This window comes from Paenibacillus sp. Y859, assembly GCF_056786405.1.
In genome coordinates this window covers 1-16,299 of the sequence record NZ_JBXCIZ010000020.1, presented here as the reverse complement: position 1 = coordinate 16,299, position 16,299 = coordinate 1, and the positions used below count along the sequence as shown (strand labels likewise).

At 41.1% G+C, this 16,299-nt stretch carries 19 protein-coding genes, 1 tRNA gene and 2 riboswitches; of the genes, 8 read left to right on the top strand and 12 right to left on the bottom strand.

Annotated features, from left to right (window positions below; translation table 11 throughout):
• Positions 1 to 187: 187 nt before the first annotated feature.
• Positions 188 to 328: riboswitch (cyclic di-AMP (ydaO/yuaA leader) on the top strand.
• 4 nt (positions 329 to 332) lie between these two features.
• The 4 genes from AC1TO8_RS22645 (at position 333) to AC1TO8_RS22630 (ending at position 2,725) form a co-directional block, all read left to right on the top strand.
• Positions 333 to 800 carry a C40 family peptidase gene (locus tag AC1TO8_RS22645; RefSeq protein ID WP_482057857.1) on the top strand — a complete coding sequence of 156 codons (468 nt, stop codon included), beginning with the start codon at positions 333 to 335 and terminating at the stop codon, positions 798 to 800.
• A gap of 195 nt (positions 801 to 995) precedes the next feature.
• Positions 996 to 1,133, top strand: a riboswitch (cyclic di-AMP (ydaO/yuaA leader).
• A gap of 3 nt (positions 1,134 to 1,136) precedes the next feature.
• Positions 1,137 to 1,610 (top strand): C40 family peptidase, encoded by a 474-nt coding sequence (locus tag AC1TO8_RS22640; RefSeq protein WP_482057856.1) that lies wholly within the window; start codon positions 1,137 to 1,139, stop codon positions 1,608 to 1,610.
• Between the two features lie 130 nt (positions 1,611 to 1,740).
• The gene (locus AC1TO8_RS22635; RefSeq protein ID WP_482057855.1) at positions 1,741 to 2,241 is read left to right on the top strand and encodes a GNAT family N-acetyltransferase; all 501 of its coding nucleotides are present in this window, start codon (positions 1,741 to 1,743) and stop codon (positions 2,239 to 2,241) included.
• A 127-nt stretch (positions 2,242 to 2,368) separates the two neighbouring features.
• Positions 2,369 to 2,725, top strand: coding sequence for a c-type cytochrome (locus AC1TO8_RS22630; protein WP_482057854.1), 357 nt, complete (start codon positions 2,369 to 2,371; stop codon positions 2,723 to 2,725).
• A 69-nt stretch (positions 2,726 to 2,794) separates the two neighbouring features.
• Here the strand turns inward: AC1TO8_RS22630 and AC1TO8_RS22625 are convergent, their stop codons facing one another.
• Positions 2,795 to 3,097, bottom strand: coding sequence for a 4a-hydroxytetrahydrobiopterin dehydratase (locus tag AC1TO8_RS22625; RefSeq protein ID WP_482057853.1), 303 nt, complete (start codon positions 3,095 to 3,097; stop codon positions 2,795 to 2,797).
• 140 nt (positions 3,098 to 3,237) lie between these two features.
• Positions 3,238 to 3,531, bottom strand: coding sequence for a hypothetical protein (locus AC1TO8_RS22620; protein WP_482057852.1), 294 nt, complete (start codon positions 3,529 to 3,531; stop codon positions 3,238 to 3,240).
• Positions 3,532 to 3,725: 194 nt separating this feature from the next.
• Here AC1TO8_RS22620 and motA point away from each other — a divergent pair, with 194 nt between their 5' ends.
• Both motA and AC1TO8_RS22610 read left to right on the top strand, forming a co-directional pair.
• The gene (gene motA / locus AC1TO8_RS22615; protein WP_482057851.1) at positions 3,726 to 4,526 is read left to right on the top strand and encodes a flagellar motor stator protein MotA; all 801 of its coding nucleotides are present in this window, start codon (positions 3,726 to 3,728) and stop codon (positions 4,524 to 4,526) included.
• Positions 4,510 to 5,316, top strand: coding sequence for a flagellar motor protein MotB (locus AC1TO8_RS22610; RefSeq protein WP_482057850.1), 807 nt, complete (start codon positions 4,510 to 4,512; stop codon positions 5,314 to 5,316). Before motA ends, AC1TO8_RS22610 begins: the two co-directional genes overlap by 17 nt.
• Positions 5,317 to 5,424: 108 nt before the next feature.
• Here the strand turns inward: AC1TO8_RS22610 and AC1TO8_RS22605 are convergent, their stop codons facing one another.
• Positions 5,425 to 6,126, bottom strand: a complete 702-nt coding sequence (locus tag AC1TO8_RS22605; protein ID WP_482057849.1) for a pseudouridine synthase — start codon at positions 6,124 to 6,126, stop codon at positions 5,425 to 5,427.
• A gap of 491 nt (positions 6,127 to 6,617) precedes the next feature.
• On the opposite strand from AC1TO8_RS22605, the gene tadA reads away from it, so the two are divergent.
• Positions 6,618 to 7,115 (top strand): tRNA adenosine(34) deaminase TadA, encoded by a 498-nt coding sequence (tadA, locus tag AC1TO8_RS22600; RefSeq protein WP_482057848.1) that lies wholly within the window; start codon positions 6,618 to 6,620, stop codon positions 7,113 to 7,115.
• A gap of 73 nt (positions 7,116 to 7,188) precedes the next feature.
• On the opposite strand, the gene AC1TO8_RS22595 is transcribed toward tadA, so the two are convergent.
• From AC1TO8_RS22595 to guaB, 9 genes are all read right to left on the bottom strand, one after another.
• Positions 7,189 to 8,268: a hypothetical protein gene (locus tag AC1TO8_RS22595; protein WP_482057847.1), complete on the bottom strand. Its 1,080-nt coding sequence runs from the start codon at positions 8,266 to 8,268 to the stop codon at positions 7,189 to 7,191.
• Positions 8,269 to 8,502: 234 nt separating this feature from the next.
• Complete coding sequence (locus AC1TO8_RS22590; RefSeq protein ID WP_482057846.1) at positions 8,503 to 8,658, bottom strand: small acid-soluble spore protein P; 156 nt, start codon at positions 8,656 to 8,658, stop codon at positions 8,503 to 8,505.
• Between the two features lie 47 nt (positions 8,659 to 8,705).
• Positions 8,706 to 8,909, bottom strand: a complete 204-nt coding sequence (locus AC1TO8_RS22585; protein WP_482057845.1) for a hypothetical protein — start codon at positions 8,907 to 8,909, stop codon at positions 8,706 to 8,708.
• Between the two features lie 99 nt (positions 8,910 to 9,008).
• Positions 9,009 to 9,097, bottom strand: a tRNA-Ser gene (locus AC1TO8_RS22580).
• 293 nt (positions 9,098 to 9,390) lie between these two features.
• Entirely contained in the window at positions 9,391 to 10,668 is a 1,278-nt protein-coding gene (serS, locus tag AC1TO8_RS22575; protein ID WP_482057844.1) for a serine--tRNA ligase, read from the bottom strand.
• Between the two features lie 81 nt (positions 10,669 to 10,749).
• Entirely contained in the window at positions 10,750 to 11,325 is a 576-nt protein-coding gene (gene pdxT, locus AC1TO8_RS22570; RefSeq protein WP_482057843.1) for a pyridoxal 5'-phosphate synthase glutaminase subunit PdxT, read from the bottom strand.
• Positions 11,326 to 11,344: 19 nt separating this feature from the next.
• The gene (gene pdxS / locus AC1TO8_RS22565; RefSeq protein WP_482057842.1) at positions 11,345 to 12,226 is read right to left on the bottom strand and encodes a pyridoxal 5'-phosphate synthase lyase subunit PdxS; all 882 of its coding nucleotides are present in this window, start codon (positions 12,224 to 12,226) and stop codon (positions 11,345 to 11,347) included.
• Positions 12,227 to 12,331: 105 nt separating this feature from the next.
• Entirely contained in the window at positions 12,332 to 13,717 is a 1,386-nt protein-coding gene (locus AC1TO8_RS22560; RefSeq protein ID WP_482057841.1) for a D-alanyl-D-alanine carboxypeptidase family protein, read from the bottom strand.
• Positions 13,718 to 13,857: 140 nt separating this feature from the next.
• Positions 13,858 to 15,315, bottom strand: a complete 1,458-nt coding sequence (gene guaB / locus AC1TO8_RS22555) for an IMP dehydrogenase (protein WP_482057840.1) — start codon at positions 15,313 to 15,315, stop codon at positions 13,858 to 13,860.
• Between the two features lie 749 nt (positions 15,316 to 16,064).
• On the opposite strand from guaB, the gene AC1TO8_RS22550 reads away from it, so the two are divergent.
• Positions 16,065 to 16,299, top strand: a 235-nt coding sequence (locus AC1TO8_RS22550; RefSeq protein ID WP_482057839.1) for a hypothetical protein, incomplete at its 3' end; no start/stop codon positions are given.

Below are 16,299 nucleotides of genomic sequence, written 5' to 3'. Positions count from 1 at the left end.
TCTCTCTATAATTGCTTGTTACGAGAAACCCCCGCCCTTTTCAACAAAAAGGGCGGGGGTTTCTTGTCTTTACTGGGTTATTGGAATTTGCCAAAGTGTAAATCCTCTGTTAAGATAACACTTATAACAACTTTGTAACCTTTATAGCTATTCATATTATTAGTTATTGACGATTGTCACTTATTGGTGCATCATACAGCCGAATTCCTAAGCACCAGGAGGCGGGGGATCCAATTATATGGGTGAATTGATCTTGCAACATAGGGATCATAGGGGAACCTTCAACCGAATCCTTAAGCTAACCTCGCAGGCATTGGAAGGGGAAAACGTAATTGAACAAGAAGTTAACTGCTAGCGTATTAAGTATGGCTCTTGCGTTAACCATTGGAACAGGTAGCGTATTTGCAGACTCAACGATGGATTCGGTCATTGACCGTACTATTGGAGTTACTTATAAGACCGGTGGAACAACCACCAATGGATTTGATTGTTCTGGCTTCTCTCGGTATGTCTTCTCCAAATTAGGCATCACCTTGCCACGACAGTCTTCAGCACAGTTCAAAACAGGTACAGCTGTATCCCGTAATGAGATGAGACCTGGAGATCTAGTCTTTTTCAACACTTCAGGAAAAGGTGTCTCTCATGTTGGCATATTTGTCGGTAGTGGTAAATTTGCACATGCATCTACTTCACGTGGTGTCATCATCAGCTCCCTTAACGAAAGTTACTATGCCAAGCGCTATATTGGTGCTAAACGTGTCATGAGTACTGCCAAATATCAAGCTGCTGCCTACAATTAACAATACGATAAATAGTACCTTAAGAAGACCTATGAAGGACTCGACATCCCTTGCGTAGGTCTTCCTTTTTCAACAAAATTAAATCATTTACATCAAATATGACAAAAAACAATTGCCAAACCGGTATTCCTTTGCTACAATAGTTCAAGTAAGTACATAGTAACAACTTTGTAATAAGTTTTGTAACATTTACGTTAACTATATCTGCCGAATTCCCGATACAACGGGAAGTGGGGGAACCGTCTTGGGTGAATTGATCTTGCTTCAGAGGGATCATAGGGAACCTTCAACCGAATCCTTAAGCTAACCTCGCAGGCACCGGAAGGAGTTATCTTGTTGAAGAAGAAATTAATATCAGTAGCTCTAGGAATGACATTATTGTTGTCCATTGGAACCGGAAGCGCTTTCGCAGACTCTAAGATGGACAAGGCTATTGAGCCTACGATTGGAACTGCATATGTAGGTGGTGGTGTAAACACCAATGGATTCGATTGCTCAGGATTTACAATGTATATTTTCGATAAGCTAGGTATTGAATTACCACATCAGTCTGGTTCCCAATTTAGTATGGGTACAGCGATTGCACAGAAGGACTTAAGAGAAGGAGATCTTGTCTTCTTTAACTTTACTAGTAAAGGTCTTGTATCGCACGTTGGAATATATGTAGGTGATGGAGATTTTGCACATGCTTCCTCTTCTAGGGGTGTCATTATTAACTCACTTAGCCAAGCCTATTATAAAAACGGTTACGTTGGCGCTAAAAGAATTATGAGTGATAATACATATGAGTCTGTTGCACTCGATAATTAAATAATACTTATTAACGGGCCTGTGGAGGAGATTTCAATTGAATCTCAACTGCAGGTTTTTTCACCTCTATATACAATGCAAGTTTAAAAAAGTCAGGTTTGAACTATTACTTACAGAAGGGAATCTGTGTATGAATCACCAAGATTTAATCATTATCCCAATGGAGATTGATCATGCTCGCGCTATATCGGAATGGACTTATCCCATTCCATACGATATTTACGGATGGATGTCTTGGGACCAAATGGAAGCGCTAGGCATTGAATTTGGCGATCCGATTATTCGTAGAGAACAGTATGCTTCTGTTACGGATGTACAAGGAGAACTCTACGGATTTGCACAGTTCTTTCCGTTAGAGGGTGTAACCCGTCTTGGGATCAGCATGCGACCTGACTTATGTGGACAGGGATTAGGAAAGATTGTTGTACAATCTATTGCTCGTGAGGCAGTACGACGCAGCCCCCATGATGAAATTGACCTAGAGGTTCTAACCTGGAACAAACGTGCCATCCAGGTATACCTCAAAGCAGGGTTTGAGATTACGGATACTTATGAACGACTAACTCCAGATGGTATGAAGCCCTTTTTTTGCATGGTTTTAAGAAAATCTTACGATTTCTATGATAAATAGCACTCAATTACATCCTTTATATAATATATACTGGATTTTTCATCACTTATTTGACACAATAGCTATGATGTACGTTTCCTATCCGTTATAATAAAATTATCAGCCTACATAAGAAAGGATGAACAAGATGCAAAAATATATTATGAGTGGTTTCTTCTTTACTGCATGTATTCTAGCCATCGTACTTATGTTTACTCTTCCTGGTCAAGGGGAAGTAGACAAAGTAGCAAAACCTAGTATGCCAGAGGTTGTATTCGATGCTTCGGCTGCTGAAGCAATAGTTAAAGCGAGTTGTATTTCTTGCCACGGTGATCAGCTACAAGGGGGAGTAGGTCCGAACCTACAAGCTATCGGTAGCACGATGTCAGCTGAAGAAATGTACACATTGGTTAGTAAAGGTAAAGGAATTATGCCTGGCTTCAAAGATACATTAGCCGAAGAAGAAATTGCTAATGTCGCACAGTGGTTAGCCCAAAAGAAATAACACAACATAGAAAAACGGGTACCTTCCTTATTTGGAAGGTACCCGTTCTGCGTGAAATTCCACTACTCTTCACTTTCTATTTCCACACATCTTGTCAAAGGCCTCATTATATTGCTTCGCCTCTTTCATATCTATGGCAGTTAGATATCCTTCATCCCAAGAAGTGAGACGGAGAATAACATTCTGATAATCAATGGTGATCAGAGGATGATGGTTAAAGGCCTCAGAGATGGTTGCTACTTCATCTACAAATGAAATTCCCTTCATAAAACTTGAGAAAATGAATCTACGTTCTATAAAGCGCTCCTCAACTAACTCCCAGCCCTTAAGCTGACTCAAATGCACGTCCACTTCTTCCTTTGTATACGTCACTCTTTAAGCTGCCACCTTTCCAGACCAATGTTATCTACGATAACCCCGCCACTTATATCATTGTATTCTTTCAAATAACCTTTCATGCAACAATCTCTATAGTCCATGGTCAAAAAACTGAACTTATTGAACTACCTCTATTAAATTAAAGGCACAACGGCCAGTTCTGTATCACCTATAAGTATATTGATTCGATGGTTCTCTTGATCGTGGATAACCACCCCACTTCCAACTGCTATAGATGGATTTGTCCCCAGTCCATAGAATAAATCTTCTGCCAAAGCTTCCATGACCTCTTCCTTATCCTCCACCGATAGCTGGTTCCATTCTTCTTCTTCCATCTCAAAAAATAAATAACTATCTGTAATTCGACCTACAGCAATCGTCAACTCTTGAAAAATAACTTCGTAATCACGACCATGTTTTACACCCAATTTATAGCCCTCCATTTCGTTTGTAACAGAACTTTTACAATTGATTTCATTATACAGGAAAATAGACCTTAAATAAAAAGCCCTTTATGTCGATAATATACTATAATGCGTCTCTTGTGCGACAGTCCATCTTTTCTATCTTCATTTGGCGGCATGAAAGGATTCAATTCTATTTCTCATGGATGAGGTGTACAATGGAAATTTCAACGATTATTGGATTAATTTTAGGTTTAGTTTCAGTTGTAGTAGGGATGTTTCTCAAAGGTGCTCCATTAGGTGCCCTTATGGTACCTGCAGCATATTTAATTATTTTTGGAGGTACTGCGGCAACCATCTTTATGGGATTCCCTATGTCAGAGCTCAAGAAGATCCCAAAGTTAATCAAGATTGTCTTTATTAAGAAGAAGTCAATGGATAAGAAAGAAATGATCACTTTATTTATGGAGTGGGCCTCCATTACTAGACGTGAAGGATTACTCGCTCTGGAATCCAAAGTAGAAGAAATTGACGATACGTTCTTGCGTAGCGGAATGCGAATGATTATTGATGGTAATGATCAGGACTTCGTGCGCGATGTCTTAATGGAAGATATTAATGCTACCGAAGATCGTCATAAGGGCGGGGCTCTTATTTTCTCTCAAGCGGGTATGTACGCACCTACACTTGGAGTGTTGGGTGCCGTTATAGGTCTTATTGCTGCACTAGGTGATATGGAGGATATGGCTGTACTAGCAAAGGCGATAGGTGCGGCTTTCATCGCAACTCTACTCGGTATATTTACCGGTTATGTTATCTTTCACCCAACTGCCAATAAGCTTAAACGTATATCAAAAGCTGAGATTGAGCTTAAACTTATGATGCTTGAAGGTCTTCTATCTATTCAATCAGGTGTGTCTACGATTGCTATTAATCAAAAGCTTTCCGTATTCTTAACCCCTTCTGAACGTGAACAAATGAAAGCTAGGGAGGGTGGTTTAGGTGAGCAAAAAGACTAGACGTCATGAGGAAGAGGAACATACGGATGAGTCTTGGCTTCTCCCTTACTCTGACCTTATGACTCTTCTTCTAGCTCTATTCATTGTTTTATATTCAATGAGTGCTGCAGATGCAGAAAAATTCGAAGCGATGAGTGAGGCCTTCAGTGCCGCCTTTTCTACTGGAACTGGTGTTCTGAACCATACATCTTCTATTTCCAAAGATAACACTACTTCAGACCTAGCAGCTGAAGACACTCCAGCCAAGAAGGTCACTAAAAGTCAACAGGCTTCGCTTATCAGACAAGAGCAGATAGATTTAGAGAAATTGAAGCAGCAAATAGATCAATATATCCAGCAGAACGGGCTTACCAATCAGCTCGAAACCAAGCTTAATCAATCACAGCTAATGATCTCAATTAGCGACACTGCACTCTTCGCTTCTGGTAAGGCTACAGTGAAGCCTGAGTCTCAACAATTGGCCACAGCTATATCAGGTATGCTACAGGAGTTCCCTGATTATGATATTGTCGTTTCAGGACATACGGACACTATTCCCATCTCCAACAGTGAATATGATTCCAACTGGGATCTAAGCTCCGATCGAGCTATACAGTTTTTGAAAATATTGTTGACCAATAGCAAGCTTGATCCTAAGAAGTTCACTCCTGTCGGTTATGGTGAGTACCATCCGATAGTCGATAATGATACGGCCCTGAATCGAGCGAAGAATCGCCGCGTGGAAGTATCACTTATTCGTAAGTACCAAGATAATAATCAAGTCCTGAATGTCACAGATGTCCAAGACTAACACTTTCTTATATTCTAAAAATGGCAGGCAAGGGATTATCCCCAGCCTGCCATTTTTATTGACTTTTAGAACCCTCTTCTATTTCTATGCAGCTATTGTACCCATCGATTATTCTAAATTATAATGAAGCAGGCTTCCAAGCTCCAGTTTCTCTTCAGTCGTTAGGTCCCGCCAAGTTCCAACCTTATGGTTCCCTAGTTCTATATTCATAATTCGTATACGTTGTAACGCCTCCACCTTATACCCAAAAGCTTGGCACATACGTCGTATCTGTCGATTCTTACCTTCTGTCAAAACGATACGGAATCTCCGCTCTGATAATATAGTCACTTCGCAAGGTCGCGTCATTTCACCTAATATTCTCACACCAGAGGACATTCCCCTGACAAAGGAATCTGTAACCGGACGATCCACACTTACTAAGTATTCCTTTTCATGTTTACCTTCTGAACGTAATACTTTATTCACGATATCCCCATCATTCGTCAAAAGAATTAATCCTTCTGAATCCTTATCCAATCTTCCTATCGGGAATATACGCTCCGAATGGCCTACAAAGTCGATGATATTTCCCTGAATATGCAGCTCTGTTGTACAAGTTATACCTATCGGCTTATTCAGCGCAATATAGATATTATTCTTCTTAGAGAGCAGTGGTTGACCATTTACGCGTACGTCATCACCCTCTTCAGCCTGACTACCAAGTACAGCTAATACGCCATTAATCGTTACTTCGCCATTCTCCACTCTCTTATCTGCCTCTCTACGGGAGCAGAAGCCTGTCTCACTGATGAATTTATTAATCCGCATGACTGTTTTCTCACCTCTATGTTTATGTTTAATTATTCTACCCACTATCCGATAAGGATACCACATTTTCCAATACCTTTGAAAAGACATTGATATTATTCCCGTCATTATCTACAATCAAGTAGAAACGGCTATGCCGTCTTTTTCAAAAAGATTATGCTTCCGATGCTAGCGATACTTCGTATCGCTTTAAGGTATCCGTTTCAGCGGAAATATAAGGAATAGAGTATCAAGAACCAATTTCATAATTACGCAACCCGATTTAGCTGCATCGGCGATTATGAAATTGATTCAGGTAAAACTTATACTTTCTTATATTTCAATAAAGGGGAAATGACTACACTTATACACATACTAACAGATCAATATTATTTTATGTGTATAACTCTGTTGATATTTCAATACTTATGCACATGTTTGTGCACAACATGTTAACAACCGAATATTTGTTCGTTGAATAAGCACTATTTATCTAAGGAGGGCATTAAAAAGTGAGTTGTCCACAAAATGAATCCACATTATTCTCCATAGATCACTCTATTCATGAGTATTGGATGCGCCAAGCCATTCTTTTAGCCCAGGAAGCTGAGAAACTCGGTGAAGTCCCTATTGGAGCTATTATTGTCAGGGGCGATGACGTGCTCGGACGAGGATATAATCTAAGAGAGCAGACGATGGATCCTACCGCACATGCAGAAATGATCGCTATCCGTGATGCTAGCCAACAACTTGATACCTGGCGCCTTCTAGAATGCAGACTATATGTAACGCTCGAGCCTTGTCCAATGTGCGCAGGAGCGATCGTCCAGTCCCGCATACCACAAGTCATCTACGGAACTACAGACCCTAAGGCTGGCTGTGCTGGTACATTAATGAATCTACTACAGGAGCCACGCTTTAACCACAGAACAGAGGTCATTCCGAATGTATTGCAAGAAGAGTGTTCCCAATTGTTAACTCAGTTCTTCCGCAAATTACGCAATAGATAAGAACACACAATGGCAGACCAAGATGTTCCTTGGCCTGCCATTTCTTTGTACTTTGTATATTATTCTTATATTTTTAGAAACCGCCGCCGAACTCTTCCTCAAATTGTTCCATAGTAATAACATCATCCCCGGAAGGGATACCTATCTTGAACGTTTGCTTTTCATTGATATTAAGGTATTGACTAGATCCCTTTAGAGCAATCTTCATTTCTTGACTTGTTTCAGGATCATTCACTTCAATATCCATCACGAAATCCTGATAGCTAGTAAAGTCCTTTTTATTAATTGCTGTGTTTAGATTAAATGTGTTGATCTTCAAATACTTCTTCATTTCTTCAAGACCTTGATTGAATTCAGTTTCATCTAAAGTAGCCAATTCATCCTTCAATTCTTTCACGTCTTCTGGCTTCAACCCCAGCAATTCACGGTACTCATCTTTATCAATAACGCTGATCATATTCGGCAGCGCTTTATTAACGAGAATCTTAATCGCTTCTTCTACATTATCATTCGTAACTTGGAATTGTACCACTTGTTTAGCTTCGATGCCTTCTGGAAGATTGGCATCCTTCACTGCGATATCCTTGAAATACTTTGCCTCTTCATACTCCTTGAAGACAACATCCGAAATCTCGCTCGCAAACTTTTGAGATTTATCAGTATCTAGAGTATCTAGATTAAACTCTGTTCCGCTTTGTTCAGCAAGTTCCTTCAGATCTAATTCTAAATACTTATTGACGATACTCTCTGGCAATGGAAGCATTGGAATACTCGGTATCTTAATAAATATCTTTTCTTTGGTCATAACCATTGGAATTGTAAAACTCATCGCCATATCACCTTTAAGGTTTAAACCTACCGTTAGCTCTGTTTGCATTGGATCCGCTTGATAATAACCATCAACCGTCAATTCAGCATTTTTGAGCATGGTCATAACCATACCAACACTTGCATCATCCACTAACTCTGGAGCATTAAATTTAAGATCTTCAATGATGAGCTTACTTTTCATTTCGTATGATGTCATCATTGCGGTGTTTCCTGCAGCACTTTGTAACGCTTCTTTCGGACCTTGCTTACTTCCACAACCCGTTAATACAACTGTCATTGTTAAGAGCAATGTAAGCACCATAATAGACAACTTTTTCTTCATTCAGCTCTCTCCCCCTCTTTTTCTATCAATATAGTCACTTTTTCAATCATAAACTAAATTGGCTCAATGCGAAACCCCTTTTGGATAATTATTCTATAAAACGATGATTTTTTCCTATTTCATTTATGATTAGACATAAAAAGAGACTGTTCTTAGTAGATAAGCCTAATAAGAACAGTCTCTCCTATAAGTAAAGCTTCACACAATAATCCTAACCTTTCTCTGATACGCTTTCTAGCCCTCTTTGTTCAAGTGGCTGACATGATTGCGGTTCTTTACCTTTTTGGATCCAGAGAGTGGCTCTTGCATCGCGTGAGAGTCATCCTTACGTCGGTGTTGACCTTGATTCTCCTGCGCTTCAGGAACAGGTATCGTTTTTGGTTTACTCATGATGTTCACCCCATTCATATCATTTACACATCATCAAGATGGATTCGTTACGTCATGTAGCGATTGGGCACATTCATGGATATGCCGTGTATAATCTCCTGCCAGTTCCTGAATAACATGGGTATGTTCGTCCACGGAACGCTCGCATCAGCGAATACTTGGCTCTGATCCGATGGATTAAGAATCGCAGGCAGTTTAGACTGCCAGGCATCTACAAGTTGACCTTGATTTAGCTCGAAGTCTTGATTCATAAAGAGCACCTCCTCTTCCCTATAAGGTGTGAATACAGAATGATTTTTATACAAAAAAACCATTCTCATCAAGTGAGAATGGTTAGTAATTTAAGATAATGGCGGAGAGGGTGGGATTCGAACCCACGTGGAGTTGCCCCCTAACGGTTTTCAAGACCGCCCCGTTATGACCGCTTCGGTACCTCTCCAAAATGATATTCAGTTGTTTCAAACGACAGATAATTAATCTTTAACAACAAAAACTATCTTATCACAACTGAACATCAAAGGTCAAGCTTATTTTTAAAAATATAAGAAAGTATAAGTTTCACTTGAATCAATCTCATAATTGCCGATGCAGCTAAATCGGGTTGCGTAATTATGAAATTGATTCTTGATACTCTATTCCTTATATTTCCGCTGAAACGGGTACCTTAAAGCGATACGAAGTATCGCTAGCATCGGAAGCATAACCTCTTTAAAAAAGACGGTATAGCCGTTTCTACTTGAAAGAAATTATTTTTATATTTCCCATATAAGGCTGAAGCACATCAGGAACGATAACACTGCCATCTTCTTGCTGATAATTCTCTAGAATAGCAGCGAAAGTACGTCCAACTGCCAATGCAGAACCATTCAAAGTATGAACGAATTCCGGTTTCCCCTTGGTTTCTGGTCGGAATCGAATATTGGCACGACGAGCTTGAAAGTCCCCCGTATTCGAGCATGAGGATATCTCACGATACATACCACTCTCAGGTAGCCACACTTCTAGGTCATATGTCTTCGAAGCTGAGAAACCCATATCGCCAGTACTCAGCGCAAGTACACGGTACGGTAATTTCAGAAGCTGAAGAACCTTCTCTGCGCTCGCTGTCATCTTCTCTAATTCTTCATAGGAGGAATCTGGATGTACTACCTTCACCAGCTCTACCTTGTTGAATTGGTGTTGACGAATGAGTCCACGCGTATCTCTCCCTGCAGAACCAGCCTCTGAACGGAAACACGAACTATATGCCACGAAATACTTCGGCAAATCTTCCGCAGTCATAATCTCATCACGGTAATAATTCGTTACGGGTACTTCAGCTGTTGGAATCAAATAATAATCCGTATCTTTAAGTTTAAACAGATCTTCTTCGAATTTCGGAAGCTGTCCTGTACCGCGCAGACTATCCCCATTCACGATGTACGGTGGAAGTATCTCTTCATACCCAGCATCACTGTGTAGATCCATCATAAAGTTGATCAGTGCCCGCTCTAGACGCGCCCCTAACCCCTTATAGAAAGTAAAGCGTGAACCCGTTACCTTAGCAGCTGCCTCGAAATCAAGAATACCTAGATCTTGCGCGATATCCCAATGTGCTTTAGGAGTGAATTGAAACTCCCTAGGTTCAGAAATGCGGCGTACTTCAACATTATCAGCCTCAGACTTCCCGAGTGGCACAGATTCATGAGGAATATTAGGAATCGACATCGTCAAGTCGGCAATACTTACTTCCAGCTCTCGAACTTCCTCGTCCAAAGATTTGATCTGATCTGACACTTCGCGCATTTCTTCAATTAATGATTGTGCATCTTCACCATTCTTCTTGCGCTTAGCCACTTCACCCGATACGTTATTTCTGCGACTCTTTAGATTTTCACTTTCTTGTAGCAGTTCTCTGCGACGTCCATCTAATCTAGGAAAGTCTGCAATGAGATCGAGTGTTTTACCTCGGCTCTTCAATGCTTCTTCCACCCTTGCATAGTCGCCACGCAATATTTTTACATCTAACATCGGAATATCCTCCTCAAGAAAAACAACCTCAACCCTTATAAGGTCAAGGTGTTCTTATTTCACTTTGTAAGTTTAACTCCATCATGCTTGGCTATCTTCGACCATATTCACAAAGAACTGATGAAGACGATAGTCATCCGTCAATTCTGGATGAAACGAAGATACTAACAGATTCCCTTGTCTAGCGGTAACGATCTCATCCTGATGAGTAGCCAGAATCTCGACCTGAGGACCGACATCACGAATGAGTGGAGCACGTATGAATACCGCCCTAACACGCTCATCGATTCCTTTAATGTCTAAGTCTGTCTCGAAGCTTTCGCGTTGACGACCGAATGCATTGCGGGCAACGGTCATGTCCATCAACTCCAAATGAGCTTCATCCTGACCCTCAATTCTTGCAGCGAGCACAATCAGGCCAGCACATGTTCCAAATATCGGTTTGCCTGCGGCTGAGAATTCCCGAATCGCTTCAATAAACCCATATTTACGCATCAGTTTACCGATCGTTGTACTTTCCCCACCAGGAATAATAAGTCCCTGAACGCCGTCAAGCTCCTCTATTCTTTTCACTGCCACCCCTTGTGCACCTGCAAGTTCAATGCTCCGGATATGTTCTGTGACAGCACCCTGTAATGCTAATATGCCTACCTTCATCTGTCTCTATCCCTCTTTCTTACCAGCCACGATCAGACATACGCTGTGACGGCGTTAAAGATGAAATTTCGATACCTTTCATTGCTGCACCTAAGTTTTTAGATACTTCAGCAATTAATTTATAGTCGTTGAAATGAGTTGTAGCTTCTACGATAGCACGTGCGAATTTCTCTGGGTTCTCCGATTTGAAAATACCAGATCCTACGAATACGCCATCCGCACCTAGATGCATCATCAAAGCCGCATCAGAAGGTGTTGCAACACCACCTGCGGCAAAGTTCACGACAGGCAATTTACCTAATTTTTGAACCTCAACCAGTAGGTCATGGGAAACACCTAAATTTTTAGCTTCAGCATATAACTCATCTTTCGACATATTCTGAACTCTACGAATTTGACCATTAATTTGACGCATATGACGTACAGCTTCGACAATATTTCCTGTTCCAGGCTCACCTTTGGTACGGATCATGGAAGCACCTTCGCCAATACGACGTAAAGCTTCACCAAGATCTTTGGCTCCACATACGAAAGGAACTGTGAAATCCCATTTATCAATATGATATACTTCATCGGCTGGAGTCAATACTTCACTCTCGTCAAGGTAATCCACACCAAGCGATTCCAAAACCTTTGCTTCTACAAAATGACCAATACGAGCTTTAGCCATAACTGGAATAGATACGACCTTTATAATTTCCTCCACAATGGTAGGGTCGGACATCCGAGCGACTCCACCTGCTGCACGAATATCAGAAGGAACTCGTTCCAAAGCCATAACAGCTGTTGCCCCTGCTGCTTCTGCAATTTTTGCTTGCTCAGCATTCATAACGTCCATAATGACGCCGCCCTTTTGCATTTCCGCCATACCTCTTTTTACACGTGATGTTCCCGTCTCCATTTATACGCCTCCTGAAATATATATGCTCAATCCATCCATAGTACCTATTTCGCATGATGAATGGATGGTAACTCCATGAACTATACGTACACTTCTATACTGATATTAAAAAAGATTCTTGATTCCGTCAAACAAATCGGCGAATAAATCTTTAATACCTCGGAATAACAAGCGGAACCAGCCGCCTTTCTCTACTTCATCAGCTGTAACCAGGTTAACCGTCTTCTCTTGAGCATCACTCATACCGTCTATCTTATAAGTATAAGTAATGGTCCCCACCTTAGTTCCTTTGGCCAGTGGAGCAACAAGCTCATCTGGACTCATAAGAGTTACTTCAGGAGTAACTGTCGGATTTTGCGTTCCTTTAGCGACTATGAACTTAACGTCTAAATCTGTCACCACTGCAACAGTGGTCTTCACACCCTTCTTGATAGATACTGTTTCAGTACCTTCTACCGTCGTCTTGGGTGCAATCACTTGCTTGATTTCAAAATTATTAAACCCGTAATCAAGAACTTTCTTCGTCTCCACGAAGCGTGCTTTATTAGAATCTGCACCCATAACGACACTAATAAATCGCATACCATCTATTTCTGCAGTACCCGCGAAACAGTAACCCGCAGCACTCGTGTGACCTGTCTTCAATCCATCTAACCCAGGATAAGCATAAGCCTTAAAGTTTGTTATATCTTTATTCGCTTCTAACATCCAATTTAAGTTGATAATTGGGTCTTTATCCCGTGCGCGGAATTTATGTGATTGAATCGCTGTAAACTCTGCGAAATCCGGATGATCCTGAATGATGTACTTGGCAAGAATGGCTACATCCATCGCTGACATAACCGTCTCCCGATCCGCACTCGGTCTAAATTCCTCTGGCATATCTGCACGACTTAGACCCGTAGAGTTGATAAAGAATGCGGTCTTCATTCCCATTCGCTCTGCTGTTTCGTTCATCATTTGGACAAAAGCTGCTTCAGAACCAGCTACCCGTTCAGCTAAAGTCACTGTAGCATCATTCGCAGATCCAACAGCCATAGCTATGTATAATTCCCTAATAGTATGCTGATCTCCTGCTGCCAAGTAGATTCGTGAGCCGATCGTATTGGCAGCGTTCTTCCCCACCGTAACGACTTCATCCCATGTGAGCTTTCCCTGTTTCACTTGTTCTGCTACGATATACTCCGTCATCATCTTAGTCATGCTTGCAGGCGGAAGTGCAACATCACTGTTCACAGATAACAATACCTCACCTGTTGTAGGTTCGATCAGTACCGCTGAATCCACTTGTAACCCTAAATTCGCTACATCAGGTATCTTGCCCTCTTTAGCTGCGACCTTGGTCGTTGTAGCCTCTGTCGTTGCTGGCTCCCCTTCAGCCAACACTACAAGAGGTACTGATGACATAAATAACATATTTAATAGTATAACGGAAGCTATACTCTTTTGAACCCATTGACGTTTACTTGGTTTCACTTTCTTATGCTTCAATGAATATGAACTCCTCTCTATCTATAAAAATAGCTTACTTGTTCTATTCTAACACAGCGTATTGATCAAAAAAAGACAGACAGAGCGAAATTCGCCCTGTCTATGTGTGAAGATTGTCATTATTGTTGAAAATTCAAATATTATACCGAATAATTGGGTGCTTCCTTAGTAATTTGTACATCATGTGGATGGCTTTCGCGAAGTCCAGCACCCGTTATTCTGATGAATTGCGTATCATTACGAAGCTCGTCCAACGTTTGAGTACCACAATACCCCATTCCAGAGCGTAACCCGCCAATCAGTTGCAGAATCGTATCTGATATAGGACCTTTAAATGCCACGCGCCCTTCAATACCTTCAGGTACAAGCTTCTTATCATCATCTTGGAAATATCTATCTTTACTTCCTTGTTTCATTGCACTGATCGATCCCATTCCACGATACACTTTATATTTACGTCCTTGATAAATTTCTGATTCACCCGGACTTTCTTCTGTTCCCGCAAATAAACTTCCTAACATCACTGCATGTGCTCCGGCAGCAATAGCCTTGCCGATTTCGCCAGAATACTTAATACCACCATCTGCGATAATTGGAATACCATATTCCGCTGCAACAAGCGCACAATCATAAATCGCTGTAACTTGTGGAACCCCAATACCAGCAATCACTCGTGTCGTACAGATTGAACCAGGCCCAATTCCCACTTTAACGACGGATGCACCAGCTTTAATCAAATCACGCGTTGCATCACCTGTTGCCACATTACCGGCAATGATGGTGAGCTCTGGATAACGTTCACGCAAATCGCGAACAGCATCAATAATATTAATGTGGTGTCCATGAGCAGAATCAATCGTAATGACATCTACACCAGCCTTAACCAAAGCCTCTGTACGTTCTAATGTATCTTTAGATATACCAATTGCTGCACCAACCAAAAGGCGACCTTGTGCATCCTTAGCAGCGTTAGGGAACTGAATGACCTTCTCAATGTCCTTAATTGTAATAAGACCTTTAAGAATATTATTGGAATCAACTAAGGGTAGCTTCTCAATCTTATGTTGTTGCAATAGCACTTCTGCTTGCTGAAGCGTCGTTCCCACTGGAGCAGTAACCAAATTCTCTTTGGTCATCACATCACTAATCTTAATCGTGTAATCATGTATAAACCGCAAATCGCGATTCGTCAAAATCCCCACTAATTTATTATCCTCATTCACAATCGGTACACCAGAAATACGGAATTTACCCATAATCTCCTCAGCATCAGATACTAAATGATCAGGTGTTAGTGAAAAGGGATTTGTAATTACCCCACTCTCAGACCGTTTAACACGATCCACTTCCTCAGCCTGTTGTTCTACCGACATATTCTTGTGGATGATACCTATTCCACCTTCTCTAGCAATAGCAATAGCCATGGCAGCTTCTGTCACCGTGTCCATACCAGCACTAATCAATGGAATATTTAATTTCACATGCTTACTTAATCTTGTGGACACATCCACTTCCTTCGGTAACACTTCTGACTTTCGGGGTACTAGTAGCACATCATCAAATGTTAATCCCTCTTTACCAAACTTATCTTCACGCACCTTGTGTAAGCCTCCCTTTTTTCTTCAAACCACTAAATAAACTACTATAATTAAAGCTGAAAACTCATTTTCTGAAAATATATTATTGCCATCTTAGCAAAGGGGGTTAGGACTGTCAAGAAGATCAGTACAGTTTCCCCCTATATCCCAGCAATAACCGACTTTTACCAGTAATCCAGAGAAGTGATTAGTTGCAGTAAGGACATTTAAATGTTGCGATCCGCGGATATACGGTGATTTTCAAGTAATTAAGTGCAGTTTTGCAACTAGATCAGTACCTAAAGCAATTTAGCCAAATTTAGTTGTAGTTTGTGCAATTGCATGGTGAGTGAGGAGAAGTGTTGGGAATGAAGTCTAGTGGTTGGAGCGAGTTGATGGATTGTGGGCTGAGGTCAGTCGTTGGGGCGAGTTGATGGGTTGAGAAAGAAGTCTAGCGGTTGGGGCAAGTTGATGTATTGTGAGCTGAGGTGCAGTTGTTGGGTAGCAGTGGTCGAAGCGCAGAAAAATGAAGCCTTGAGCCGCTGTAGAAAAGTAAATAAATAATTAGTTGTAGAAAGGGCAGTTAGTTTGAAGGAAAAGTAGCTATAGTGAGTTTTAGTTGCAGAAAGTACAGTTAAATGTTGCGATTTGCGGGTAAGTGGTGATTTTCAAGTAATTAAGTGCAGATTTGCAACTAGATTGGCGTCAGAAGCAATTTAGCTGAATTTAACTGTACTATGTGCAACTACTGCATCAGGAGGTACTGATGATTGGAGTTGGTGAGTGGTACTGGATGGTGCGCGGGACAAATGGGAAGTTGGTGGTTGGTGGTTAAAGTACGCTGGGTGAAGTGGTGGATAGAACTCCTTAATACTTATACAGCTTCAAACACAAAAGAAAAACCACCGTTGATCGAAATCAACAGTGGTTCTTATGCTTGGCGACGTCCTACTCTCCCAGGACCCTGCGGTCCAAGTACCATCGGCGCTGGAGGGCTTAACGGTC

Bases quoted from the DNA above. Each gene is read 5' to 3' on its own strand.
- pdxT (WP_482057843.1), bottom strand. From the start codon at position 11,325: ATGAAGGTAGGCATATTAGCATTACAGGGTGCTGTCACAGAACATATC.
- AC1TO8_RS22635 (WP_482057855.1), top strand. From the start codon at position 1,741: ATGAATCACCAAGATTTAATCATTATCCCAATGGAGATTGATCATGCT.
- pdxS (WP_482057842.1), bottom strand. From the start codon at position 12,226: ATGGAGACGGGAACATCACGTGTAAAAAGAGGTATGGCGGAAATGCAA.
- AC1TO8_RS22590 (WP_482057846.1), bottom strand. From the start codon at position 8,658: ATGAGTAAACCAAAAACGATACCTGTTCCTGAAGCGCAGGAGAATCAA.
- AC1TO8_RS22595 (WP_482057847.1), bottom strand. From the start codon at position 8,268: ATGAAGAAAAAGTTGTCTATTATGGTGCTTACATTGCTCTTAACAATG.
- motA (WP_482057851.1), top strand. From the start codon at position 3,726: ATGGAAATTTCAACGATTATTGGATTAATTTTAGGTTTAGTTTCAGTT.
- AC1TO8_RS22630 (WP_482057854.1), top strand. From the start codon at position 2,369: ATGCAAAAATATATTATGAGTGGTTTCTTCTTTACTGCATGTATTCTA.
- AC1TO8_RS22605 (WP_482057849.1), bottom strand. From the start codon at position 6,126: ATGCGGATTAATAAATTCATCAGTGAGACAGGCTTCTGCTCCCGTAGA.
- serS (WP_482057844.1), bottom strand. From the start codon at position 10,668: ATGTTAGATGTAAAAATATTGCGTGGCGACTATGCAAGGGTGGAAGAA.
- AC1TO8_RS22585 (WP_482057845.1), bottom strand. From the start codon at position 8,909: ATGAATCAAGACTTCGAGCTAAATCAAGGTCAACTTGTAGATGCCTGG.